The following is a 23,583-nucleotide window of genomic DNA, read 5'->3' as shown; positions in this document are numbered from 1 at the left end:
ACTTTTTTTAATTCCATCACGGATGTCGTAGTTCTGACCATGAAGACCACTTTTTCTGCTCGTTTTGTGCAGCGCATGGCGCTGACCACGGCCCTTTGCGCAGCTGCTCTTTCTGCAGCTCACGCCGATGACCTGAATATCAAGACCATGATCCCTGGCGTTCCGCAAATAGACGCGGAATCCTACATCCTGATCGATTACAACTCTGGCAAAGTTCTGGCAGAACAGAATGCCGACGCTCGCCGCGATCCGGCCAGCCTGACCAAAATGATGACCAGCTATGTTATCGGTCAGGCCATGAAGGCAGGTAAATTTAAAGAATCCGACATGGTGACGATCGGTAACGATGCCTGGGCAACCGGAAACCCGGTGTTCAAGGGTTCATCACTGATGTTCCTGAAACCTGGCATGCAGGTTCCTGTTTCTCAGCTGATCCGCGGTATTAACCTGCAGTCCGGTAACGACGCCTGTGTCGCAATGGCTGATTTCTCGGCAGGCAGCCAGGATGCGTTTGTCGGTCTGATGAACAGCTACGTTACTGCACTCGGCCTGAAAAATAGCCACTTCCAGACCGTTCACGGCCTGGATGCCGATGGGCAGTACAGTTCAGCACGCGACATGGCGCTGATTGGCCAGGCGCTGATCCGTGACGTGCCGAACGAATACTCCATTTATAAAGAGAAAGAGTTCACCTTCAACGGGATCCGCCAGACCAACCGTAACGGCCTGCTGTGGGATAACAGCCTGAACGTTGACGGCATCAAAACGGGCCATACCGACAAAGCCGGTTACAACCTGGTGGCCTCTGCCACAGAAGGTCAGATGCGTCTGATCTCTGCCGTGATGGGTGGCCGTACCTTTAAAGGCCGTGAAACAGAAAGCAAAAAACTGCTGACCTGGGGCTTCCGTTTCTTCGAAACCGTGAACCCGCTGAAAGCAGGCAAAGAGTTCGCCTCTGAGCCAGTCTGGTTCGGTAACAACGACCGTGCTTCCCTGGGTGTGGATAAAGACCTCTACCTGACCATTCCTCGTGGTCGTATGAAGGATCTGAAAGCCAGCTACGTGCTGAACGCCACCGAACTGCACGCACCGCTGCAGAAAAACCAGGTTGTGGGTACCATCAACTTCCAGCTGGATGGCAAAACTATCGATCAGCGCCCACTCGTTGTTCTGCAAGAAATTCCTGAAGGCAATTTCTTCGGCAAAATCATTGATTACATTAAGCTGATGTTCCATCACTGGTTTGGATAAAAATTGAACACTTGAAAGTGTGATTTTGATCCCCATATACTATGTATCAGTAAAACTCCCGCCCTGTGGCGGGAGTTATTATTTTTTACACATAAGCCGGAGCTGACATGAAAACCAAACTTAACGAACTGCTTGAATTCCCTACTCCATTTACTTACAAAGTAATGGGGCAGGCGTTGCCTGAGCTGGTTGATCAGGTGGTTGAAGTGGTACAGCGCCATGCGCCAGGTGACTACTCTCCAACCGTAAAACCAAGCAGTAAAGGTAACTATCACTCAGTTTCCATTACTATTACGGCTACACACATTGAGCAGGTTGAAACACTGTACGAAGAGTTAGGTAATATCGATATTGTTCGTATGGTGCTGTAACCCTCTGCGGTTACCCGGTTAACCGGGTAACCCATCGCCCCCCTGTGATATACTCGCTTCACCTTTTGTCCCTCGTCTTCGGAGACGCTGTTTTGTACCAGGATAAAATTCTTGTCCGTCATCTCGGGCTGCAACCCTACGAGCCTGTCTCCCAGGCTATGCATGACTTCACCGACTCACGCGATGACACCACACCTGATGAGATCTGGCTGGTAGAACACCTGCCGGTATTTACCCAGGGACAGGCGGGAAAAGCCGAACATCTGTTGATGACGGGTGATATACCGGTCATTCAGAGCGATCGCGGCGGGCAGGTAACTTACCACGGCCCTGGCCAGCAGGTTATGTATGTCCTGCTTAACCTGAAACGCAGAAAGCTGGGCGTGCGTGAACTGGTGACCCTGCTGGAACAAACTGTCGTCAACACGCTGGCTGAATATGGTATTGATGCCCATCCGCGAGCCGATGCTCCGGGCGTCTATGTCGGGGAAATGAAGATCTGCTCACTCGGTCTGCGTATTCGTAAAGGCTGCTCATTCCACGGTCTGGCACTGAATATTAATATGGATCTTACGCCTTTTCAGCGCATTAACCCTTGCGGCTATGCCGGAATGGAAATGACGCAAATGCGCCAGTGGGTTGCAACTGCTACGCCAGATAATATTCGTCCCGTGCTGTTGAACAATATGTTAGCACTGCTTAACAATCCTCCTCACGAATATATCACTGCTTAATATATCATACCTCATGGCTCGATTATTTGACGGGCCACTGCTTATTTGCCGCTTTTACGCTTTACAATAATCCCCATCTTCTATATTTTCGAATCGCCCGAATATTAGCGTTACATATTATTTAACCTCAAGACAATGCTGCCTGCGGAACCAATGTAACTTGTCTGATAATCGCACAATTGTTTGTTTTTGATAAACAAGTGAAACACAACCAGCACTTTACGAATCTCTACAAGCATAATAAATAAATTCAACTATCATTCATATTGTGAATGTATACGGAGTGAAAGCGTGGTGTATCATAATTTACCAGCCAAGCGCCTGAATGAATCCGGTGGAGAAGACAAGCCGCAAATTTTTCGGACTTTACGTAATATTGATCTCAATTTACTGACCATTTTTGAGGCTGTATATGTCCACAAGGGTATCGTAAACGCTGCGAAAATTCTCAATCTCACGCCCTCTGCAATTAGCCAGTCAATTCAGAAATTGCGCGCTATATTTCCCGATCCGTTATTTATTCGTAAAGGTCAGGGCGTCACGCCAACGGCCTATGCCACGCATCTTCATGAGTACATCAGCCAGGGGCTGGAATCGATTCTGGGCGCACTGGATTTAACCGGAAGCTATGATAAACAGAGAACCATCACCATCGGCTGTACCCCTTCAGTGGGCGTGCAGGTGATGCCGGCGATCTTCCAGGCTATGAAATCCCATGTGCCACAGCTCCTGCTGCACAATGTTCCCCTCAACGAACCAGAAATTCAGCTTGCGCAGTTCCAGACCGACGTGGTGATTGATATTAGTCATTTCAGCGCCAGAGCACTGGGGCAACATGTTCTCTATGCCGACAGTCTGGTGCTTGTTTGTCGCCAGAACCACCCGGCGCTTAGCGAACCCCTGACCATTGAAAATCTGCGTAACTATGATCACTCGTCATTCATAACTGAAGGGCAAGCGCTGAATTCGCTACGCCAGCGTATTGATGAAATCTTCCCGGAACGCCAGATAAGTTTTAGCAGTTACAATATGTTTACCACCGCGTCCCTGATTGGCAGTAGCGACATGCTCTGCATCATGCCCTCCCGGCTGTATCACTTGCTACGTAAATGCTGGCCACTGGAGGAGATTCCGCTCAGCCAGCTCAATGCAGAATCCATTGAAATTTCACTGCATTACAACAAACTCAGTCTGCGCGATCCGGTACTGGAAAACGTTATCAATATCATCTGCCAGGCTTTCTGACAGGCTGGCGCAGCACAAGCCCCTGCCACATGCAGGGCAAAAGGCACAAAACAACAACTATTTTACAAATTGGCGATCTGGCAGGCTGCTTTATCGACCGTTTCAATGATATACTGCCTGTCGTTCGTTCAAAAATAGTTGATAAATACAACATTCCCTTGAATTGAAACGCTTTCCTTCGATATTCGCAACTGGAACACGCACGCTATGAGTAAACCCATTGTGATGGAACGCGGTGTTAAATACCGCGATGCCGATAAAATGGCCCTTATCCCGGTTAAAAACGTGGCTACAGAGCGCGAGGCGCTGTTAAGAAAACCGGAATGGATGAAAATTAAACTTCCGGCCGACTCTTCGCGTATCCAGGGGATCAAAGCGGCGATGCGTAAAAATGGCCTTCACTCTGTCTGTGAAGAAGCCTCTTGCCCGAACCTTGCTGAATGTTTCAATCACGGCACTGCGACGTTTATGATTCTGGGTGCAATCTGTACCCGCCGTTGCCCGTTCTGCGACGTTGCTCATGGTCGCCCTGTTGCACCTGATGCTAATGAACCACAAAAACTGGCACAGACCATCGCCGACATGGCGCTGCGCTATGTGGTGATCACGTCCGTTGACCGTGACGACCTGCGTGATGGCGGTGCTCAGCATTTTGCTGACTGCATTACGGCTATCCGCGAAAAAAGCCCAAACATCAAGATTGAAACTTTGGTTCCAGACTTCCGTGGCCGTATGGATCGTGCGCTGGATATCCTGACAGCGACGCCACCAGACGTGTTCAACCACAACCTGGAAAACGTACCGCGCCTTTATCGCCAGGTGCGCCCGGGCGCTGACTATAACTGGTCCCTGAAGCTGCTGGAACGTTTTAAAGAAGCGCACCCGGATATCCCGACGAAGTCCGGCCTGATGGTTGGTCTCGGCGAAACCAATGCTGAAATCATTGAAGTTATGCGCGACCTGCGCCGCCACGGTGTGACCATGCTGACGCTGGGCCAGTATCTGCAGCCAAGCCGCCATCACCTGCCGGTACAGCGTTACGTTAGCCCGGATGAGTTTGATGAGATGAAAGCCGAAGCCATGGCAATGGGCTTTACCCATGCAGCCTGTGGCCCGTTTGTTCGCTCTTCTTACCATGCCGACATGCAGGCAAAAGGCGAAGAAGTTAAATAATTCTGTAATATTTACTTACAGTAATGCAAAAAAACCGGCCATTTGAGCCGGTTTTTTTTCGCAAGCCCTCAGGCATTGCTGTTACTCTTTGTGAGAAAGCTTCTCTGCCGGGACGTCATCTTCGGCGCTTTTCTTCGCCGCTGCATCGTCGTCGTTCATCGCTTTCTTAAAGCCTTTAATGGCGGCACCCAGGTCGCCACCCAGCGTGCGTAACTTCTTGGTACCAAACAGCAGGACGACCAGTGCGGCAACCACCAGCAGTTTGGTAATACTAATCTCACCCATAGATACCTTCTTTACATAAAACAGGCTGCATTCAGCGCCAAAAACCTGATTGTATTAACGGTCATTTAGCGCGAGCACACAATAGCAATCTGTAACAAGGTGAATCAAGCGTTGTTGAAAAAAACATCACAATAATTGCGGTGGCGCAAACCGACGGTTGCGAAGAACAGGTAATTGCTGGCGCGCAAGCGCAATCCTTTCTGAAATGATTTCCGTCAGCAGCAACACCGGCGCTTCCGCTGCTGCCGCAATGGTGACACCCAGGGGGTCAACCACTCTGCTTTGGCCGATATTTTTATTGCCGCACTCCCCTGCCGCCACCACATAACAGGTGGTATCCAGCGCACGTGCTGTAAGCAACGTCGCCCAGTGATGCTCTTTTAACGGCCCCTTCACCCACGCAGCGGGCAATACCAGAACATCCGCCCCCTGCAAGGCGAGGTTCAGAGCCAGATCGGGAAAGCGCACATCATAACAAGTCATCAACCCAATCTTAAGTCCATCAATTTCAAGCAACGGTGGAATGACATCGCCTGGGTCAACAAGCCGCGATTCCTGAATGCTGAACGCATCGTAGAGATGTAGCTTCGCATAGCGTGCGATGATGGCACCATCACGCAATACCACGAGCGTATTGATGGCGCGCCCCGGTGTTGAAGGGACGTGTACCGCCAAAACAGTCGTCATGGTATTACCCGCACTCTCCTGGCATAGCATGTTCAAAAACGGCCCCTCCAGCGACTGTGCCGACTTCACCGAGAGATCGGGGTCATTGTCATCCCGCGCCAGCAGCGCCTCGGGGAGCACCAGTAACGATGCGCCCTTCTGCCGTGCTTCAGTCATCAGGGAGAGACATTTTCGTGCATTCACCTCCCACTCTGGCGTCACCGCGAACTGCCCTACCGCAACATACATATTTGTCCCCTAAACATAAACAGCGTTACACTCGACGCTCTTACACATCAAATAGCAGGTATTTACAGTGTTTCAACTACTTTTAGCCGTTTTTATTGGTGGGGGCACAGGTAGCGTTGCACGGTGGTTCTTGAGTATGCGGTTTAATCCCCTGCATCAGGTTATTCCAATGGGAACGCTGGCCGCAAACCTGATTGGGGCATTTATCATTGGCATGGGGCTGGCCTGGTTTAACCGTATGACGCACATCGACCCGGTGTGGAAGGTATTGATTACCACCGGGTTCTGCGGCGGTTTGACCACCTTTTCAACCTTCTCTGCCGAAGTCGTTTTTCTGTTTCAGGAAGGCCGCGTCGGCTGGGCGCTGATGAACATTGCGATCAACATGCTCGGCTCTTTTGCGATGACCGGGATCGCATTCTGGTTATTTTCCTCTGCCAGTGCGCAATGACTGACGAAGCGTTAATGTTGGCTTAATTTTTCTCTGTCACTCTGGGTGTCATACAGAATGAGGGTGACAGAATGAAAGAGAGTTTGATGAGCGCAGGAATGGTGCTGTTGAGCGCGCTGATCATCGCCAGCTTCCTGAAAATGTATCTGATTGGTTGACTCAGAACGAAAAAAACCCGCTCAGTGAGCGGGTTTTGAAATTCTTGCTGACGCGTCTGAATTACAGAGCGATTACGTTAGCAGCAGAAGGGCCTTTGGCACCGTTAGTGATTTCGAACTCAACGCGCTGACCTTCAGCCAGAGTTTTGAAACCATTAGACTGGATTGCAGAGAAGTGTACGAACACGTCTTTGCTGCCATCTTCAGGGGTAATGAAACCGAATCCTTTGGACTCATTAAACCACTTAACGTTACCTTTAATCTTAGACATCAAAATTACCTTTACATTAAAAAACGACACAAATGCTGTGTCGGGTATCAGTACATCAATTGTGGGACGTTTTGTCCAGCGCTTCTTTGATAAAAAGTGACAAAAGTCGCGTTAATTTTTGTCGGACGTTTTTTATCCTTTATGATTCAACAACAGTGCGTTTTTTCACCAGCATGTAAAGTTTTTTCAGTTAAAACTGAAAGCGCATCCACGCAAAGTAAACGTTACCGTTGTTGTATGTCCCCGGAATATACGTCATCTGGAACGTTGCGGGGCCATAGCCAATAGAGGCTAACGGCAGCACTATCGGGAGCGGGATGTACTTCCAGTTGTCGCGCGCGGTAACCCCGGCGGTGTAACCCAGCCCAACGTGGAAGTTATCGTCCGCTAACGGACGCCAGGTTTTCTCCCAGCCATAACCGCCAATCGGTTCCCATTTATTGAAGGAGTCTTTAAACGCCATCAGATAGATACCGTGCCAGTTCCCTTTGTCATCCCAGCGTGACTGACCAAAACCAGCCCCCCAGGGACGCTCGTTGTAGTCGTCTGTTTTTTCTTTGTCATACGCAAAGCGTGCGTGCCACGTTATTGCCGGAATATAGAGATCATAGTGTTCCGGCTCTTTCCAGGTCTGTGAAACGTTATCCTTAAAGGTGGTGAACCAGCCTTTATCCGTCGCGTTGTCTTCTGCCTGCACAACAGAAGAGAACATTAACTGTCCAAAAATAAACAATAAAATCAGAAATAATTTATTACGTACGATCACAATGCAATTACCATTCTTAGTATTCGGCGCAAAGTTTACCATAAAATAGTTGAATCGTGTCTCAACAGACAACTACGTTATTCCTAATTAATAATACCTTTCCCTGGAATATTCCGAAAAGCGTTCCTGCATGTCTGAATAAGCGCATGCAGGATGCATCTTTAGCGTTGATGTAACAATTTATAGAGCGCGGGAATAACCAGCATCGACAACAGAGGTGCCGTCACCATCCCACCCACCATCGGGGCTGCAATGCGTTGCATCACTTCGGAACCACTGCCACCCCCCCACATGATCGGCAGTAATCCCGCCATGATGGTCGCAACCGTCATCACCTTCGGCCGCACGCGTAGCACAGCACCTTCATGAATAGCGCGCATCAGTGTCGCGTTCCCACCGTCCGGTTCACGGCTGCGGTATTTATCCAGTGCATGATTTAAATAGAGAACCATAATTACGCCAAATTCCGCGGCAACGCCTGAGAGGGCGATAAAACCCACCGCCCCTGCAACGGAGAGATTATATTCCAGTAACCACAACAACCATACCCCGCCAATAAGTGCGAAAGGTAAAGTCCCCATTATTACCAGGACATCTGTCACTCGCTTAAAGGTTAGCCATAGCAGTATAAATATGATCATTAACGTCACCGGCAAAACTATTTTCAGCTTTGCCGTCGCCCGCTCAAGATATTCAAACTGCCCTGACCAGGAGAGAGAAACCCCCTGCGGTAAAACCACATTTTCAGCGACACGCTTCTGCATTTCATCCACGGCAGACTTCAGATCGCGCCCGCGTAAATCCACGTAGATCCAGTCAGACAAGCGCGCATTTTCGCTTTTTAGCATTGGCGGGCCTTCGGTGACGATGATATCAGCCAGTTCACCGAGCGCCACCTGGCTACCGTTTGCGGCAACGACCGGTAAGACCCGCAATTTATCGACATTGTCGCGCAGATCGCGGGGATAACGCAGATTAACCGGATAACGTTCGCGTCCGTTGAGCACCTCGCTGATGTTATCGCCACCCACCAGCGTAGAAACCATACTTTGCAGCTCATCGACGGAAACGCCATAGCGTGCCGCTTTTTGCCTGTCGATACGGATATCCACATAACGACCGCCCGCCAGCCGCTCAGCCAGGGCTGACGTGACACCGGGAACCTGCTTTACAACCTGCTCGATTTGCTGCGCAACTCGCTCAATATCAGCAATGTTATTGCCGTTGACCTTAATACCTACCGGGCTTTTAATCCCGGTTGCCAGCATATCCAGACGGTTGCGAATCGGCGGAACCCACACGTTGGCGATCCCCGGTACCGACACGGTTTTATCCAGCTCCTCTACCAGTTTTTGCGGTGTCATTCCCGGCCGCCACTGGTCGCGGGGTTTAAAATGGATGGTTGTTTCCAGCATGGTTAACGGTGCAGGATCGGTTGCGGACTCGGCTCGTCCGGCTTTACCAAACACGCTCGCCACTTCCGGTACACTTTTGATCAGCCTGTCCGTTTGCTGTAGTAGCCGTGATGCCTCCCGGGCAGAGATCCCCGGCAATGTTGATGGCATATACAGCAAATCACCTTCGTCCAGTGGCGGCATAAACTCACTGCCCAGACGACTTAGTGGCCAGAGCGTGGCGAGTAACAATGCAAATGCCAGCACCAGCGTGGTTTTCGGGAACGTCAGCACCTTATCCAGCAGCGGTTCATACAGGCGGATCAGCACACGGTTGATCGGGTTGGCCTTTTCGTCAGGAATTTTCCCGCGAATGAAATACCCCATTAACACCGGCACCAGCGTGATCCCAAGCCCTGCCGCCACAGCCATCGACCAGGTTTTGGTGAACGCCAGCGGCGAGAACATTCTCCCCTCCTGCGCTTCAAGCGAGAAGACCGGAATAAACGACAGGGTGATGATCAGCAGGCTGCAGAAGAGCGCCGGCCCCACCTCCACCGCTGCACGTTCGGCCAGATGCCAGTAATCCCCCGACGACGGTGTTTTGCCAGGATTATCGTGCCGCCACTGCTCCAGCACTTTGTGCATGTTTTCAATCATCACGATCGCCGCATCCACCATTGCCCCAATGGCGATGGCAATACCACCCAGCGACATAATGTTCGCGTTGATACCCTGATAATGCATCACCACAAATGCGCCCAGAATGCCCAGCGGCAGGGAGACAATCGCCACCAGCGCCGAACGAAAATGGAACAGAAACAGCGCGCAGACCACCACCACCACGGCAAACTCTTCAAGCAGCTTATGGGTCAGCGTTTTGACCGACTCTTCAATCAGGGTCGAGCGGTCATACACGGGGACAATTTCAACACCCTGCGGCAGCGTTTTCTGCAATTCATGCAGTTTTGCCTTCACCGCATGGATCGTCTCCAGCGCATTCTGCCCGTAACGCATCACCACCACGCCACCGGCAACCTCCCCCTCACCGTTCAGCTCCGCGACACCCCGGCGGATCTCCGGACCGAAGCCAATCGTGGCGACATCTTTGAGCAGAACCGGCACCCCATCACGGCTGGTAATCACTACGTTGCGAAAATCATCCAGCGAGCGCAGGTAACCCGTCGTGCGCACCATATATTCCGCTTCGCCCATCTCCAGCAACGCACCGCCGCTCTCCTTATTCGCGGCCTGAACAGCACTGGAAAGCTGGTTATGGGTAATATTCAGCGCACGCATCTTCGCCGGATCGGCCACAATCTGATACTGACGAACCATCCCGCCGATGCTGGCGACCTCAGAGACGTTAGGCACCGTTTTAAGCTCAAATTTCAGCGTCCAGTCCTGAAGGGCACGCAGGTCCGCCAGGCTGTGTTTACCGCTGCGATCGACCAACGCATATTCGTAAATCCAGCCGACGCCCGTTGCATCTGGCCCCAGCGGCTTTGTTGAATAAATCGAACTTTTGCTGAGTTGAAGGATCAGATCACGTATCTTCCCGACAACGCAGACCGTTCCGTGGCAAAGCAAAAGTTCAAAATCACCAACTGGCCCACCTACAATAAAGCCCTCATCAACCGTGGCTCCATAACTTTCTGGCTGGATGATGAAGCTATTCAGGCCTGGTATGAGTCAGCAACACCTTCTTCACGAGGCAGACCTCAGCGCTATTCTGACCTTGCCATCACGACTGTGCTGGTCATTAAACGCGTATTCAGGCTGACCCTGCGCGCTGCGCAGGGCTTTATTGATTCCATTTTTTCTCTGATGAACGTTCCGCTACGCTGCCCGGATTACAGCTGTGTCAGCAGGCGGGCAAAGTCGGTTAATGTCAGTTTCAAAACGCCCACCCGGGGTGAAATCGCACACCTGGTAATTGATTCCACCGGGCTGAAGGTCTTCGGTGAAGGCGAGTGGAAAGTCAAAAAGCATGGCCAGGAACGCCGTCGTATATGGCGAAAGTTGCATCTGGCAGTTGACAGCAACACACATGAAATCATCTGTGCAGACCTGTCGCTGAACAATGTGACGGACTCAGAAGCCTTCCCGGGTCTTATCCGGCAGACTCACAGAAAAATCAGGGCAGCATCGGCAGACGGCGCTTACGACACCCGGCTCTGTCACGATGAACTGCGGCGTAAGAAAATCAGCGCGCTTATCCCGCCCCGAAAAGGCGCGGGTTACTGGCCCGGTGAATATGCAGACCGTAACCGTGCTGTTGCGAATCAGCGGCTGACCGGGAGTAATGCGCGGTGGAAATGGACAACAGATTATAACCGTCGCTCGATAGCGGAAACGGCGATGTACCGGGTAAAACAGCTGTTCGGAGGTTCACTGACACTGCGTGACTACGATGGTCAGGTTGCAGAGGCTATGGCCCTGGTACGAGCGCTGAACAAAATGACGAAAGCAGGTATGCCTGAAAGCGTGCGTATTGCCTGAAAACACAACCCGCTACGGGGGAGACTTACCCGAAATCTGATTTATTCAACAAAGCCGGATTTATCTGCTGATCATGCGCATTACGCCACCCTGAGTTTTCCCTTCCTCCGCCGTACTGAGCGAGCCTCAGAACGCACGTAATAACATCCCGTCTGCGGATGTGTTTTATCGTATTTGAAACTTATGTCCTCCGGGGCTAACTACATCTAAAAACTGAGAAATTACTATGTTGCTGTCCTCGACGCGTAAGGACTGGCTGGGTAACGTCCGTGGTGACGTGCTGGCTGGTATTGTTGTCGCGCTCGCACTCATTCCAGAAGCGATCGCCTTTTCCATTATTGCCGGTGTTGACCCTCAGGTGGGGCTTTACTCCGCTTTCTGTATCCCGCTGATTATGGCCTTCTTTGGTGGTCGCCCGGCGATGATATCTTCATCAACGGGGGCAATGGCGCTCCTGATGGTGACCCTGGTGAAGGATCATGGACTACAGTACTTACTGGCTGCCTCCGTACTGACCGGCGTATTCCAGCTGATAGCCGGTTATCTTAAACTCGGCGGGCTCATGCGCTACGTCTCACGCTCCGTGGTGACCGGATTCGTTAATGCACTCGCGATCCTGATTTTCATGGCGCAGTTACCTGAGCTCACCAATGTGACCTGGCATGTTTATGCTATGACGGCAGTAGGGCTCGCCATTATCTACCTCTTCCCGTATCTGAATAAAACAATCCCCTCACCCCTTGTCTGTATCGTGGTGCTTACGGCGATTGCCATATGGCTGCATCTGGACGTGCGTACGGTCGGGGATATGGGCAAACTGCCTGACAGTCTGCCGGTCTTCCTGGTGCCGGATATCCCGCTGAATCTTGATACGCTCCTGATTATTCTCCCTTACTCCGCAGGCCTCGCCATTGTAGGGTTACTGGAATCAATGATGACAGCCACGATTGTGGACGATATGACGGATACCCCCAGTGATAAAAACAGGGAATGCAAGGCTCAGGGCATCGCTAATATCTGCACCTCATTTGTCGGGGGAATGGCGGGCTGTGCAATGATTGGTCAGTCTGTTATCAACGTGAAATCCGGCGGTCGGGGCCGTCTGTCCACCCTCACTGCCGGTGTGGTCCTGCTGTGTATGGTAGTCTTTCTCAGGGACCTGGTCTCGCAAATCCCTATGGCCGCGCTTGTCGCCGTAATGATCATGGTTTCGATTGGTACCTTTTCATGGCGTTCAGTTACCGACCTTAACAGCCATCCCATTTCTACCAGCGTGGTGATGCTGGCAACAGTGGTGGTGGTGGTGGCCACTCATAATCTGGCATTCGGGGTACTGACCGGTGTGCTTATCGCTTCCCTGAATTTTGCCACTAAAGTGGCGCGTTTTCTGGCTGTCTCTTCAGAACTCAGGGAAGAGTCCCGGCTCTATAAGGTCACCGGGCAGGTGTTCTTTGCCTCCGCCGACCGCTTTATGGCGTATTTTGATTTTCGCGAAGCTGCAGAGAAAGTTGTCATTGATGTTACGCATGCCCATTTCTGGGATATCACGTCGGTCAGCGCACTGGATAAGGTGGTTATTAAATTCCGCAGAGAAGGAACAGACGTTGAGATCCGCGGGATGAACGAAGCAACCCGTACTATCGTTGATCGCTTTGGTGTTCACGATAAACCCGAAGAAATCGAAAAACTGATGGGAGGTCATTAATGTCAGGAATTAATGCTATGGACAACACCGTTATTGCCTGCGTGGATGGATCGTCATCAACACGCGCCGTGTGTGAGTATGCAGCCTGGATTGCCGGGAAGCTTGACGTTCCTCTTGCCCTGCTGCATGTGCTTGAAAAAAATGAACAACCGGCAGTTTCTGACCTTACGGGGGCTATCGGTATTGACAGCCGGGAGCAACTGACGCAGGACCTTGTCCGAATAGAAGGGGAGCGTAACCGCCTGCTGATGACTCAGGGACGCGCCATTCTTGCCGGATGCGCGGAACTGCTCAGCCAGATCGGTATCCCGGATGTTCAGCAACTTCAGAAACATGGCGCACTGGATATCATCCTGGCTGACCTGAAGGGTATTCGTATGATGGTGCTCGGTCGCCGGGGAGCACAGAACCCGGTTGGCAGCAATCTGGAGAGCATTATCCGCCTGCAGAAAAAGCCGGTAATGATTGTACCTGAAACTTTTTCTGTACCTTCAAGAGTCATGTTTGCGTTTGATGGCAGTGAGGAAAGCCGGAGAAACCTGCGTCGACTGACGCTCAGCCCTCTGCTGCAGAGCCTGGAATGTCATATCGTAATGGTTAACGGCGATGCTCATACCCTCGAAGAGGCAAAGCGTAGTCTGCAGTGCGCTGGCATCAGTGCGATATCCCGGTTAGCTGAAGGACGCTCGGTAACGGAGGCGCTTTGTCGTTACGCCGCAGACAACGGCGTGGATTTGATTGTCATGGGGGCATATGGGCACTCTTCCCTGCGACGTTTTTTCATCGGCAGTAACACAACTGCGATGCTCGAACAGACCAGAGTCCCGCTGTTAATGCTCAGATAAGTCGGAACCCGGAGGAAACTCCGGGAAAACTTAATTCCAGACTGGCATTAAAACCCTGAGTCGGGAAGAAAAGGCGACATTATGAAGAAAATCCTTATGATTGATGAAGTTCTTGCGCTTGCCCGGCTTAGCCAGGTTGCATTTGATAAACCCATAAAATATATGGATGACACGGATGCTGAACTCATCGCTCGTTTTAAAAAAACCATCACACCAGAACTTATTGAGCAGATGTGTCTCAGAATACTTGAGCTTGAAGCGAAGTTTCAGACTTTAAACGAATAAGCGTCAGGAATATGATAACTAAAGGCTGAACAGGGACTGCAGTAAGACGGCCAGCGGTCAGAGAGCAAAAAACGGACCTGAACTGACTGTGATAAGTGAGATATCAGAGTGTAAACTTTACCTGCTGTGGCGGAGCTCCGCGACAGAGATGAAGGTATACCTTCATCTCTGGGTCTGAACTTTTCATTAAAAAAGGGGCTGCCGGGAGTCCTCTACAGAGATCAGAGCTTGATATTTCAGGCAATGAACGAACAGGAATTATTTCCCTGCCTGCAGGTCAGAGCCAGCTTTCGATAATGTCTCTTGATGGTATTCCTCCGGTATGTACAACGATGTTATCAACGACAACCGCCGGGGTCGCCATCACTTTGTGTTTCATTATTTCAGACAGTGACTCCACTTTTTCAAGCTGAATAGCGACGCCTCTCTCATCAGCCACCTGCTGGATAAGGCGGATGGTTGTTTTACAACCGGAACAGCCTGTACCCAGTACTTTTACATGCTTCATTTTATAATCCTCTTCAGGGAATTAACGGGAATACAACGTTAAAAATCCAGCCAACCAGTGTGAAAGAGGTCAACAACAGCAACAGCAGGGTGCACAGTAATTGCCACTTCATCACCTGTTTGAGCAGAATGAACTCAGGAAAGCTGGCAGCCACAGTGCTCATGCAAAAAGCCAGAGTTGTCCCCACTGGCAGGCCGTTCGTGATCAGACTCTCCATCACAGGGATCACACCGGTAGCATTGGAATAGAGAGGTATGCCAACCAGCACAGCTACAGGGACAGTCCACCACTGACCGGCACCGAGATGCGACGCGATCCATCCGTCGGGCACAAATCCATGCAATGCCGCACCAAGTCCTACTCCGAGAATGACCCAGAGCCAGACACGCTTAAAAATGGTGAGAGTTTCCTCTTTAGCAAAGGCATGTCGCTTTGAGAGAGGCATATGCGGTGCCATGGTAGATTGTCGGATCTCATCAGTTTGATGTTGCTGCCCGTCTCTGAGGGCATCGGCGGCAAAATCGGCTAACCAGCGTTCGGCCTTAATCCGATCAAGAAAAGCACCGCCAGCCATACCAACAGCCATTCCGACAGCAATATAAATGAGCGTGAACTTCCATCCGAGCAGGCTGACCAGAAGCAGGACGGCGACTTCATTGATAAGGGGGGATGTGATGAGAAAGGCCATGGTAATCCCGAGGGGGATACCAGCCGAAGTAAACCCCAGAAATACCGGGATACTTGAGCAGGAACAGAACGGAGTAACGGCGCCAAAGCAGGAGCCCAGTAAATACCCCATTCCACGGTGCTTACCTGCAAGATAGTTTCTTACCCTCTCAATATCCAGCGAGGCCCGTAGTATGGCCACAAAGTAGATCATGACCAGCAAGAGAACGAAAATTTTGCTCACGTCTTCGACAAAAAAGTGGATCGCCTCCCCGAGTTTGGTTGCAGGACTCAGACTAAGGCATTCATAGACCAGCCAGGTGGCAAAATCAGTGAAAATCTGGAACATAACGGACAGGCCTCACGACGGTTGTTTTTCGGGAAGACGCTGTTTGACAGAAAAGGATGCAGTTTTTTTCGATTTATTTCATTTGCTGAGAAATGTTATTGAACAGGATTTCACTGCAATAGCTTATCGGTAACCCCAGAAGGGGAAACAGATTCTTCACTTGGGAGTGAAACAACATACCCGACCATACTCATCCAGTCTGATCTGGCAATTGCTGGAAAGTTTCCTATGCAGCCTATCCCTCGCCCGGGATAAACGCGATTTGGTTGCCGCAAGTGTCAGACCATTTCGGTCGGCACTGTTGCAAATAGTCGGTGGTGATAAACTTATCATCCCCTTTTGCTGATGGAGCTGCACATGAACCCATTCAAAGGCCGGCATTTTCAGCGTGACATCATTCTGTGGGCCGTACGCTGGTACTGCAAATACGGCATCAGTTACCGTGAGCTGCAGGAGATGCTGGCTGAACGCGGAGTGAATGTCGATCACTCCACGATTTACCGCTGGGTTCAGCGTTATGCGCCTGAAATGGAAAAACGGCTGCGCTGGTACTGGCGTAACCCTTCCGATCTTTGCCCGTGGCACATGGATGAAACCTACGTGAAGGTCAATGGCCGCTGGGCGTATCTGTACCGGGCCGTCGACAGCCGGGGCCGCACTGTCGATTTTTATCTCTCCTCCCGTCGTAACAGCAAAGCTGCATACCGGTTTCTGGGTAAAATCCTCAACAACGTGAAGAAGTGGCAGATCCCGCGATTCATCAACACGGATAAAGCGCCCGCCTATGGTCGCGCGCTTGCTCTGCTCAAACGCGAAGGCCGGTGCCCGTCTGACGTTGAACACCGACAGATTAAGTACCGGAACAACGTGATTGAATGCGATCATGGCAAACTGAAACGGATAATCGGCGCCACGCTGGGATTTAAATCCATGAAGACGGCTTACGCCACCATCAAAGGTATTGAGGTGATGCGTGCACTACGCAAAGGCCAGGCCTCAGCATTTTATTATGGTGATCCCCTGGGCGAAATGCGCCTGGTAAGCAGAGTTTTTGAAATGTAAGGCCTTTGAATAAGACAAAACGCTGCCTCATCGCTAACTTTGCAACAGTGCCCCTAATCGTGTTCAGCAGAATAGCCGGAGGAAGTTTCCTACTGTCGATAAGAAAGGATTGGCACAGGGAGTGTGAATATCGAAACACCATCACAGAATAATGCCAGATAGAAATGCGATAGTAGGGTTGGATATTTAAATAAGGAGCATCCCGACTTAAAATGAATATGACTGCGTAACCAGGCGCAATAAAAAAAGCGAAAGAATCGCTTTTATTCTGGTTGTTTTTTCGAAGAGTGACCGTTTTCTGAGATGACAAGAAATAAGGAAGTCCTATGATCGCTAGCGGAATAGTTCAAAAACTGAATGCGCAAATGAATCAGGAGTTTTATACCTCAAATTTGTATCTTCAGCTCAGCCAGAGGTGCAGCGAGAATAGCCTTAATGGCACCGCACTATTTTTGCGTCATCAGGCGCAAAATACGGTGACGCAAATGATGCGCATGTACGAATACATCAAACAGAGCGGCGCCACGCCGGTGTTACAGGAGCAACACGCCCGGTGCGGTGAATTTTCCACGCTGGAAGATCTGTTTGAGCAGACGGTAAGCGATTACCAGAAGCGCATTAATGCGCTGACCTCTTTGACGGAAGACGCCCAGGCAGCAAACGATAAGTCAGCGATTAACTTCCTGAAGCGATACAGAAAAGAGGAAATCGTGGACGGGACGCTGTTGCAAATCATTCTGGATGAAGTCCGCAGCGCTAAAAAAGCGGGCATCAACATGCAGCAAACCGACCACTATCTGGTTGGCGTGATCGATCGCTATCACTAAATCAATTTCGCAGTACGAGGAGGTTTTACGCCTCCTCAGAAAATCTGTTTTACATCAGAAACAGAGGTTTATGCCAGTGAACATTTGATACCCAACACGTCATAGTGATTTTTTAACTTAGCGTTTTTATATCGTGCCAAAAATGTCTCTGCTTGTGTCTTTATATTAAGGAAGGTGCGAATAAGCAGGTCATTTCTTCCCAAGCTGACTCGCTGATTAAAATTTCGCGGATCTGGGCCGATTTTTTTCCCGCAAACACATCGAATCAGCCTATTTAGGCTATTTTTTCCACCATTTCTGGCGTTATTTCCGGTTTTTACTGAGATCTCTCCCACTGACGTATCATTTGGTCCACCCGAAACAGGTTGGCCAGGGTGAATAACATCGCCAGTTGGTTATCGTTTTTCAGCAGCCCCTTGTATCTGGCTTTCACGAAGCCGAACTGCCGCTTGATGATGCGAAACGGGTGCTCCACCCTGGCACGGATGCTGGCTTTCATGTATTCGATGTTGATGGCCGTTTTGTTCTTGCGCGGATGCTGCTTCAAGGTTTTTACCCTGCCGGGACGCTCGGCGATCAGCCAGTCCACATCCACCTCGGCCAGCTCCTCGCGCTGTGGCGCTCCTTGGTAGCCGGCATCGGCTGAGACAAATTGCTCCTCTCCATGAAGCAGATTACCCAGCTGATTGAGGTCATGCTCGTTGGCCGCGGTGGTGACCAGGCTGTGGGTCAGGCCACTCTTGGCATCGACACCAATGTGGGCCTTCATGCCAAAGTGCCACTGATTGCCTTTCTTGGTCTGATGCATCTCCGGATCGCGTTGCTGCTCTTTGTTCCTGGTAGAGCTGGGTGCCTCAATGATGGTGGCATCCACCAAAGTGCCTTGGGTCATCATGACGCCTGCTTCGGCCAGCCAGCGATTGATGGTCTTGAACAATTGACGGGCCAGTTGATGCTGCTCGAGCAGGTGGCGGAAATTCATGATGGTGGTGCGATCCGGCAGGGCGCTATCCAGGGATAATCGGGCAAACAGGCGCATGGAGGCGATTTCGTACAGGGCATCTTCCATGGCACCGTCGCTCAGGTTGTACCAATGCTGCATGCAGTGAATACGCAGCATGGTCTCCAGCGGATAGGGCCGTCGGCCATTGCCCGCCTTGGGATAAAACGGCTCGATGACAGCGGTCATATTCTGCCATGGCAGAATCTGCTCCATGCGGGAGAGGAAAATCTCTTTTCGGGTCTGACGGCGCTTAGTGCTGAATTCACTATCGGCGAAGGTGAGTTGATGGCTCATGATGTCCCTCTGGGATGCGCTCCGGATGAATATGATGATCTCATATCAGGAACTTGTTCGCACCTTCCCTAAGTCACCGGCGGCTTGCCTGCCACACATTGAACATTACAGACCAATTAGCACTTTGTCACCGGGGAAAGATGTAAAGATTATGTATAAATAGATTGGCTTAGAAGTGACATTTCAACTTTGGAGAAACAGGTGACATTTTAAACTTGCTTTAACAAAATTTTGGGACTGACCGAAACAAAAAGGCCAGCCCCGGAGGGCTGGCTATTCAGTACAGGGCAATGACAGGTTTCTTGATGCCGCAGGCGTGAGCGTAGCGGGTCAGTGTGTCGATGCTGGCTTTGGTGATGTTGTTTTCCAGGCGAGAAATAACCGGAGGTGTAACCCCCATGCGTTCAGCAACCTGCGCTTTTGTCAGGTTGTCATGCTTGCGCCATTCAGCAAGCAGCTCCCTGAGCTTTTCCTTACGTTCTTCTTCCTGCCATGCAGCGCGATATTCATCGTCCTGCATCCACTCGTTATGCAGTTCTTTATGGCTTACCAGTTTCATTAAGTACCTCCGCTAACCGCTTTTTGGCGAGATCGATTTCTTTCGCTGGCGTTTTCTGTGACTTCTTGATGAAAACACGGAGCATGATGATGGTATTGCCTTTGTGGTATACCCAGATTCCCCTGGCTATGTCCGTCCCCATCGTGCGGATCTCAAAAAGTCCATCGCCCAGGGGCTTCGTGTCCGGCTCCCGCAGTAATCGGGCGTCATACTCCAGTTTGCCGATGAGACGGTCAAACTTCACCCTGATTTTTACGGGTAATGCTGTGGCTTCTTCCCTGGCTTCCGGGTGATAAACAACGCTAAACATGTGACCTCCCATTTCTATTAATATTAACCTATAGGCTAATTTCAGACAAGGTAGAATTAACCTATAAGCTAATTTTGTTGGCAGTTATCGTGGCTACCCGGTCACTACCCTGTTAGCGTGAGTTTTCGTTCCACTGAGGAACGGGGATTTATGCGCGTTAGCGCATGTAGGGGTCCGCTTGGAAAACGGAAATTTTCCTACGTTAAGCGTTTTGAGCTTAACGAGTGATTTCGTTCCATTGAGCGCGAACCCCTGACCGTAAGGGATGTACGGAACGATCTGACTGTCCGTTAACAGTTTTGCTTACTTTCGTACATGTTATTGGCATGGTGTACGCAATCGTTCGGTTTCGGACACAGAAACGCTGTAGCCCCGCGAACCGAGTGATATCCAATAGCCGATTGGTTAAAAAGTAGTCTTAGCGTAGGTTATTTTCCCTTTTCCAAGCGGACCCCAACAACGTGAAGAAGTGGCAGATCCCGCGATTCATCAACACGGATAAAGCGCCCGCCTATGGTCGCGCGCTTGCTCTGCTCAAACGCGAAGGCCGGTGCCCGTCTGACGTTGAACACCGACAGATTAAGTACCGGAACAACGTGATTGAATGCGATCATGGCAAACTGAAACGGATAATCGGCGCCACGCTGGGATTTAAATCCATGAAGACGGCTTACGCTACCATCAAAGGTATTGAGGTGATGCGTGCACTACGCAAAGGCCAGGCCTCAGCATTTTATTATGGTGATCCCCTGGGCGAAATGCGCCTGGTAAGCAGAGTTTTTGAAATGTAAGGCCTTTGAATAAGACAAAAGGCTGCCTCATCGCTAACTTTGCAACAGTGCCTGAAAGTGCCCCACGTTACCACATCCAATAACTGCCGTTCTCAGCATGATGATGTCCCCCCGGATCGTCAACGACGTTTTTATTTTTACCTCAAGGTTATGTTATCGGTAACAATACACGGATGCTTTATTATGGATCCAGTCAGGAGAATAATAAATTAAGGTTCCGTGATAACAGTCACAATAGTCTGTACGTTTTTTTATGGTATCTCTGATACCGGTATTTTTATATAAAACAGGTCTGAAAAGTTAACGGGCGGTAGTATGGTTGTTTCTGGCAGAATTACCGGTTAACCACTGGAAAGTCTGCCCCTGTCATTCTGTCTGTGTGTTAAATCCGTTGTGGTGGTACACGGGTATACTCCTGTTGTTTCGAATGTAATTACCTATAACCGGGTACACCCCCCATTCGGGGGGCAGATGCGGATGTCTTTCCTTTCCGGAACCTCTGTTTTCGGGGCTCCCCGGGTAACCCGGGCGGAAGAGGGGTTAGCGCTACCGGGTCCGGTGACAGCACAAAAATTGTGTCAGCGCAACGTCACGAATTGATAAATGCTGTCGGGTAAAACGTGATCATGGTCACAGTCTGAGCTCGCTTTTCCCTTAAACTCCCGGTAGGTGTTCAGCCTGTATTTTTATTATTTATTCCCGGATTATTTTATTTAAGTGCCGGAAACCAGTCCTGCATTTAAATATGAAGAGCCCGGGTGAGTATCCTTACCACCACTATTAAACAAGGGAAGTTATATGTCGACTTATTATTTTTTACCCACGCGTAATGTCTTTGGCGAGGGGAGTGTTCAGGAAGCCGGTAGCCTTGCCAAAACATTAAATGTAAAAAAAATTCTTATTGTGACAGATGCCTTCCTTGCCGGAAGTGGTATGGCGGACAGGGTTGCGGAGATTTACAGACAGGCGGGGATTGGTGTGCATATATTTGGAGGCGCAGAGCCCAACCCGACGGATAAAAATGTTGCCGAAGGGATCAAATCGTACCGGGAGAATGACTGTAACGGCATCGTTTCCCTCGGCGGGGGCTCCTCTCACGACTGTGCAAAAGGGATCGGCCTGATTGCCGCTAACGGCGGAAATATCCGTGACTTTGAAGGTGTGGATAAATCCGTTAATGACATGATCCCGCTGATGGCCATCAATACCACTGCGGGTACTGCCTCTGAAGTCACCCGGTTCTGCATTATTACGGATACCGCGCGTAAGGTGAAGATGGCGATTGTGGACTGGCGTGTGACTCCGCAAATTTCTATCAACGATCCTGAACTGATGGTCGGCATGCCTCCTTCATTGACGGCCGCTACCGGGATGGATGCGCTGACCCATGCGATTGAGGCGTATGTTTCCACGATGGCCAATCCGCTTACAGATGCGGCTGCACTAAAAGCCATTAAAATGATCACCCAGTACCTGCCCAAGGCCGTGGCCAACGGGGAGTATATGAAGGCCAGGGATAACATGGCGTATGCGCAGTATCTGGCGGGGATCGCATTCAATAACGCATCGCTGGGCTATGTGCATGCTATGGCGCACCAGTTGGGGGGCTTTTACAACCTGCCGCACGGCGTGTGTAATGCGATCCTGCTGCCTTACGTGGAGTCGTTCAATTTAATCGGCAACCTTAACCGTTTCAGAGATATTGCGGAAGCGATGGGAGAGGAAGTGGACGGTCTGTCAACGGACGAGGCGGCGGTGAAAGCCATCAGCGCCATTCAGCGTCTGGGTAAACAGGTTGGGATCCCGCGCTCTCTGAAGAGCCTGGGCGTTAAACCGGAGGACTTTGCGGTAATGGCGGAGAATGCGAAAAAGGATGTTTGCCAGCTCACTAACCCGCGTAAGGCTACTCTGGAGCAGGTTATTGAACTTTACCGCCAGGCCTATGAAGGCGAGGCTATCGAGTAACCCGTTCCGGAAAAGGGCGCGGTGCGGAGAAACCGGCACCGGCCTTCGGCGGCCCCGTAACGGTTTTTTGCCGGAGTGGGGCCGCCTGCCCTGACCGACGGGATCGTCTTCCCCTTATGCTCCCGGTAGAGCGCTATCGGTGTATCCTGAATAAGAAAAATCCTGTTGTCTCATTAATGTGATTTAGATCATGTCATCTTCCGGACATTCTGCCCGATCCTGAATCGTCACCCCAGGTTATGCCCGATGGCGTGTCCGGCTTATCCGGGCTGACGGGGACGGTATCAGACCCCTTTACTATTGATTAAATTGTTTATCCTGGTGTGTGCTCGGGCCGGAAGCGCTCAGGGTAAACGGATGAACACATAAGGAGCACAGAGTCGGGATTATGTCGGATATTATCAGTGATGCTGTCGCTGAATCGCTGGAAAATTCAGCACTATGGCGCAGGGCGGCAACCCGTTGGCTGGAAGTGATGTGGTGTTGCCAGACAGATGAAGAGCGGGAATGGATCAGCCGCAGACGAAGTTACTGCTATTCAAAAATTACGCCTGTCCTGCGGACAAAGCCGGCAGGGATCCGGGATGTCAGTCGTGCTGCCAGCCTGGCTCTGGAAAATATGGGGATCAAACAGCCCGATGGCTCAGCGTTCAGGTCTCATCCGGACCGTCTCGCCAGGAAGTTACAACGGTGATACCGGGCCGGGCAGGACCGGGGATGGTGTTGTGCGCTGAAGGATGAAACGCCGGGAGAGGGCCACGCCTGAGGGTGTCCTGTTCTGCCGAAGTGGTGGTTTATGCTGTCGTTTTAATATGATTTGTGTCGTCCGCTCTCTTTCCCCGCATGCCTGATATTCTGCAGGGGGATGTTACTGAGGAAGAACATAAATAAGGCCGCA

At 50.8% G+C, this 23,583-nt stretch carries 23 protein-coding genes and 2 pseudogenes; 15 read left to right on the top strand and 10 right to left on the bottom strand.

Annotated features, from left to right (window positions below; all coding sequences use genetic code 11):
- Positions 1–39 precede the first annotated feature (39 nt).
- The 5 genes from dacA to lipA all read left to right on the top strand — a co-directional run bounded on the left by dacA (position 40) and on the right by lipA (position 4,774).
- Positions 40–1,251: a D-alanyl-D-alanine carboxypeptidase DacA gene (gene dacA, locus HV318_RS20065; protein WP_182274101.1), complete on the top strand. Its 1,212-nt coding sequence runs from the start codon at positions 40–42 to the stop codon at positions 1,249–1,251.
- Between the two features lie 107 nt (positions 1,252–1,358).
- Positions 1,359–1,622: a DUF493 family protein YbeD gene (gene ybeD, locus HV318_RS20060; protein ID WP_003022706.1), complete on the top strand. Its 264-nt coding sequence runs from the start codon at positions 1,359–1,361 to the stop codon at positions 1,620–1,622.
- 92 nt (positions 1,623–1,714) lie between these two features.
- Complete coding sequence (lipB, locus tag HV318_RS20055; protein WP_182274100.1) at positions 1,715–2,356, top strand: lipoyl(octanoyl) transferase LipB; 642 nt, start codon at positions 1,715–1,717, stop codon at positions 2,354–2,356.
- A gap of 291 nt (positions 2,357–2,647) precedes the next feature.
- Positions 2,648–3,601, top strand: coding sequence for a YbeF family transcriptional regulator (locus tag HV318_RS20050; RefSeq protein WP_182274099.1), 954 nt, complete (start codon positions 2,648–2,650; stop codon positions 3,599–3,601).
- 207 nt (positions 3,602–3,808) lie between these two features.
- On the top strand, positions 3,809–4,774 hold the full coding sequence (lipA, locus tag HV318_RS20045) for a lipoyl synthase (RefSeq protein ID WP_182274098.1): 966 nt from the start codon (positions 3,809–3,811) through the stop codon (positions 4,772–4,774).
- A gap of 81 nt (positions 4,775–4,855) precedes the next feature.
- Here the strand turns inward: lipA and tatE are convergent, their stop codons facing one another.
- Together tatE and HV318_RS20035 are read right to left on the bottom strand one after the other, a co-directional pair.
- Positions 4,856–5,059 carry a twin-arginine translocase subunit TatE gene (gene tatE, locus HV318_RS20040; RefSeq protein ID WP_014069320.1) on the bottom strand — a complete coding sequence of 68 codons (204 nt, stop codon included), beginning with the start codon at positions 5,057–5,059 and terminating at the stop codon, positions 4,856–4,858.
- Positions 5,060–5,185: 126 nt separating this feature from the next.
- The gene (locus tag HV318_RS20035) at positions 5,186–5,974 is read right to left on the bottom strand and encodes a deaminated glutathione amidase (RefSeq protein WP_182274097.1); all 789 of its coding nucleotides are present in this window, start codon (positions 5,972–5,974) and stop codon (positions 5,186–5,188) included.
- Between the two features lie 67 nt (positions 5,975–6,041).
- Here HV318_RS20035 and crcB point away from each other — a divergent pair, with 67 nt between their 5' ends.
- Positions 6,042–6,425, top strand: a complete 384-nt coding sequence (crcB, locus tag HV318_RS20030; protein ID WP_182274096.1) for a fluoride efflux transporter CrcB — start codon at positions 6,042–6,044, stop codon at positions 6,423–6,425.
- A gap of 219 nt (positions 6,426–6,644) precedes the next feature.
- On the opposite strand, the gene cspE is transcribed toward crcB, so the two are convergent.
- The 3 genes and pseudogenes from cspE to HV318_RS20015 form a co-directional block, all read right to left on the bottom strand.
- Positions 6,645–6,854 carry a transcription antiterminator/RNA stability regulator CspE gene (gene cspE / locus HV318_RS20025; RefSeq protein ID WP_002439184.1) on the bottom strand — a complete coding sequence of 70 codons (210 nt, stop codon included), beginning with the start codon at positions 6,852–6,854 and terminating at the stop codon, positions 6,645–6,647.
- A gap of 190 nt (positions 6,855–7,044) precedes the next feature.
- Positions 7,045–7,662 (bottom strand): lipid IV(A) palmitoyltransferase PagP, encoded by a 618-nt coding sequence (gene pagP, locus HV318_RS20020; protein WP_182274095.1) that lies wholly within the window; start codon positions 7,660–7,662, stop codon positions 7,045–7,047.
- A gap of 119 nt (positions 7,663–7,781) precedes the next feature.
- Positions 7,782–10,514: pseudogene (locus HV318_RS20015) on the bottom strand (efflux RND transporter permease subunit); the annotation flags it as partial.
- A 33-nt stretch (positions 10,515–10,547) separates the two neighbouring features.
- On the opposite strand from HV318_RS20015, the gene HV318_RS20010 reads away from it, so the two are divergent.
- From HV318_RS20010 to HV318_RS19995, 4 genes are all read left to right on the top strand, one after another.
- Complete coding sequence (locus tag HV318_RS20010; RefSeq protein ID WP_162992107.1) at positions 10,548–11,516, top strand: IS5-like element IS903B family transposase; 969 nt, start codon at positions 10,548–10,550, stop codon at positions 11,514–11,516.
- Between the two features lie 226 nt (positions 11,517–11,742).
- Complete coding sequence (locus tag HV318_RS20005; protein WP_130975137.1) at positions 11,743–13,221, top strand: SulP family inorganic anion transporter; 1,479 nt, start codon at positions 11,743–11,745, stop codon at positions 13,219–13,221.
- A 17-nt stretch (positions 13,222–13,238) separates the two neighbouring features.
- The gene (locus HV318_RS20000) at positions 13,239–14,066 is read left to right on the top strand and encodes a universal stress protein (protein WP_021314635.1); all 828 of its coding nucleotides are present in this window, start codon (positions 13,239–13,241) and stop codon (positions 14,064–14,066) included.
- Positions 14,067–14,147: 81 nt separating this feature from the next.
- Positions 14,148–14,351, top strand: a complete 204-nt coding sequence (locus HV318_RS19995; protein WP_021314636.1) for a hypothetical protein — start codon at positions 14,148–14,150, stop codon at positions 14,349–14,351.
- 277 nt (positions 14,352–14,628) lie between these two features.
- On the opposite strand, the gene HV318_RS19990 is transcribed toward HV318_RS19995, so the two are convergent.
- Together HV318_RS19990 and HV318_RS19985 are read right to left on the bottom strand one after the other, a co-directional pair.
- Positions 14,629–14,859, bottom strand: coding sequence for a thioredoxin family protein (locus tag HV318_RS19990; protein ID WP_021314637.1), 231 nt, complete (start codon positions 14,857–14,859; stop codon positions 14,629–14,631).
- 13 nt (positions 14,860–14,872) lie between these two features.
- Positions 14,873–15,874, bottom strand: coding sequence for a permease (locus HV318_RS19985; protein ID WP_032951239.1), 1,002 nt, complete (start codon positions 15,872–15,874; stop codon positions 14,873–14,875).
- Positions 15,875–16,231: 357 nt separating this feature from the next.
- Here HV318_RS19985 and HV318_RS19980 point away from each other — a divergent pair, with 357 nt between their 5' ends.
- Positions 16,232–16,936 carry an IS6-like element IS26 family transposase gene (locus HV318_RS19980; RefSeq protein WP_001067855.1) on the top strand — a complete coding sequence of 235 codons (705 nt, stop codon included), beginning with the start codon at positions 16,232–16,234 and terminating at the stop codon, positions 16,934–16,936.
- 326 nt (positions 16,937–17,262) lie between these two features.
- The gene (locus tag HV318_RS19975) at positions 17,263–17,763 is read left to right on the top strand and encodes a non-heme ferritin-like protein (RefSeq protein WP_001752509.1); all 501 of its coding nucleotides are present in this window, start codon (positions 17,263–17,265) and stop codon (positions 17,761–17,763) included.
- A gap of 316 nt (positions 17,764–18,079) precedes the next feature.
- Here HV318_RS19975 and HV318_RS19970 read toward each other — a convergent pair whose 3' ends face one another.
- From HV318_RS19970 to HV318_RS19960, 3 genes are all read right to left on the bottom strand, one after another.
- The gene (locus tag HV318_RS19970) at positions 18,080–19,060 is read right to left on the bottom strand and encodes an IS5-like element ISKpn26 family transposase (RefSeq protein WP_016156491.1); all 981 of its coding nucleotides are present in this window, start codon (positions 19,058–19,060) and stop codon (positions 18,080–18,082) included.
- A gap of 277 nt (positions 19,061–19,337) precedes the next feature.
- On the bottom strand, positions 19,338–19,619 hold the full coding sequence (gene relB / locus HV318_RS19965) for a type II toxin-antitoxin system RelB family anti-toxin (protein WP_000780222.1): 282 nt from the start codon (positions 19,617–19,619) through the stop codon (positions 19,338–19,340).
- Positions 19,600–19,929, bottom strand: a complete 330-nt coding sequence (locus HV318_RS19960; RefSeq protein WP_000493286.1) for a type II toxin-antitoxin system RelE/ParE family toxin — start codon at positions 19,927–19,929, stop codon at positions 19,600–19,602. Before HV318_RS19960 ends, relB begins: the two co-directional genes overlap by 20 nt.
- Positions 19,930–20,384: 455 nt before the next feature.
- Here HV318_RS19960 and HV318_RS19955 point away from each other — a divergent pair.
- The 3 genes and pseudogenes from HV318_RS19955 to HV318_RS19945 form a co-directional block, all read left to right on the top strand.
- A pseudogene (locus HV318_RS19955) lies at positions 20,385–20,720 on the top strand (IS6-like element IS26 family transposase); the annotation flags it as partial.
- A gap of 798 nt (positions 20,721–21,518) precedes the next feature.
- A complete protein-coding gene (locus tag HV318_RS19950) occupies positions 21,519–22,685 on the top strand; it encodes an iron-containing alcohol dehydrogenase (RefSeq protein ID WP_099973643.1) in 1,167 nt (388 codons plus the stop codon).
- Positions 22,686–23,073: 388 nt separating this feature from the next.
- The gene (locus HV318_RS19945; protein ID WP_099973644.1) at positions 23,074–23,379 is read left to right on the top strand and encodes a PerC family transcriptional regulator; all 306 of its coding nucleotides are present in this window, start codon (positions 23,074–23,076) and stop codon (positions 23,377–23,379) included.
- The last annotated feature ends 204 nt before the right edge of the window (positions 23,380–23,583 follow it).

Source organism: Enterobacter sp. RHBSTW-00901, assembly GCF_014103115.1.
Lineage (GTDB): Bacteria > Pseudomonadota > Gammaproteobacteria > Enterobacterales > Enterobacteriaceae > Enterobacter > Enterobacter cloacae_P.
This window is presented reverse-complemented; position numbering and strand designations above follow the sequence as displayed.

Coding starts and splice junctions, on each gene's coding strand:
- HV318_RS19995 (WP_021314636.1), top strand. CDS start 14,148: ATGAAGAAAATCCTTATGATTGATGAAGTTCTTGCGCTTGCCCGGCTT.
- ybeD (WP_003022706.1), top strand. CDS start 1,359: ATGAAAACCAAACTTAACGAACTGCTTGAATTCCCTACTCCATTTACT.
- HV318_RS19985 (WP_032951239.1), bottom strand. CDS start 15,874: ATGTTCCAGATTTTCACTGATTTTGCCACCTGGCTGGTCTATGAATGC.
- HV318_RS19990 (WP_021314637.1), bottom strand. CDS start 14,859: ATGAAGCATGTAAAAGTACTGGGTACAGGCTGTTCCGGTTGTAAAACA.
- cspE (WP_002439184.1), bottom strand. CDS start 6,854: ATGTCTAAGATTAAAGGTAACGTTAAGTGGTTTAATGAGTCCAAAGGA.
- lipA (WP_182274098.1), top strand. CDS start 3,809: ATGAGTAAACCCATTGTGATGGAACGCGGTGTTAAATACCGCGATGCC.
- HV318_RS19980 (WP_001067855.1), top strand. CDS start 16,232: ATGAACCCATTCAAAGGCCGGCATTTTCAGCGTGACATCATTCTGTGG.
- HV318_RS20005 (WP_130975137.1), top strand. CDS start 11,743: ATGTTGCTGTCCTCGACGCGTAAGGACTGGCTGGGTAACGTCCGTGGT.
- tatE (WP_014069320.1), bottom strand. CDS start 5,059: ATGGGTGAGATTAGTATTACCAAACTGCTGGTGGTTGCCGCACTGGTC.
- dacA (WP_182274101.1), top strand. CDS start 40: ATGAAGACCACTTTTTCTGCTCGTTTTGTGCAGCGCATGGCGCTGACC.
- HV318_RS19960 (WP_000493286.1), bottom strand. CDS start 19,929: ATGTTTAGCGTTGTTTATCACCCGGAAGCCAGGGAAGAAGCCACAGCA.
- pagP (WP_182274095.1), bottom strand. CDS start 7,662: ATGGTAAACTTTGCGCCGAATACTAAGAATGGTAATTGCATTGTGATC.
- relB (WP_000780222.1), bottom strand. CDS start 19,619: ATGAAACTGGTAAGCCATAAAGAACTGCATAACGAGTGGATGCAGGAC.
- HV318_RS19950 (WP_099973643.1), top strand. CDS start 21,519: ATGTCGACTTATTATTTTTTACCCACGCGTAATGTCTTTGGCGAGGGG.
- HV318_RS20000 (WP_021314635.1), top strand. CDS start 13,239: ATGGACAACACCGTTATTGCCTGCGTGGATGGATCGTCATCAACACGC.
- HV318_RS19945 (WP_099973644.1), top strand. CDS start 23,074: ATGTCGGATATTATCAGTGATGCTGTCGCTGAATCGCTGGAAAATTCA.
- HV318_RS19970 (WP_016156491.1), bottom strand. CDS start 19,060: ATGAGCCATCAACTCACCTTCGCCGATAGTGAATTCAGCACTAAGCGC.
- HV318_RS19975 (WP_001752509.1), top strand. CDS start 17,263: ATGATCGCTAGCGGAATAGTTCAAAAACTGAATGCGCAAATGAATCAG.
- HV318_RS20035 (WP_182274097.1), bottom strand. CDS start 5,974: ATGTATGTTGCGGTAGGGCAGTTCGCGGTGACGCCAGAGTGGGAGGTG.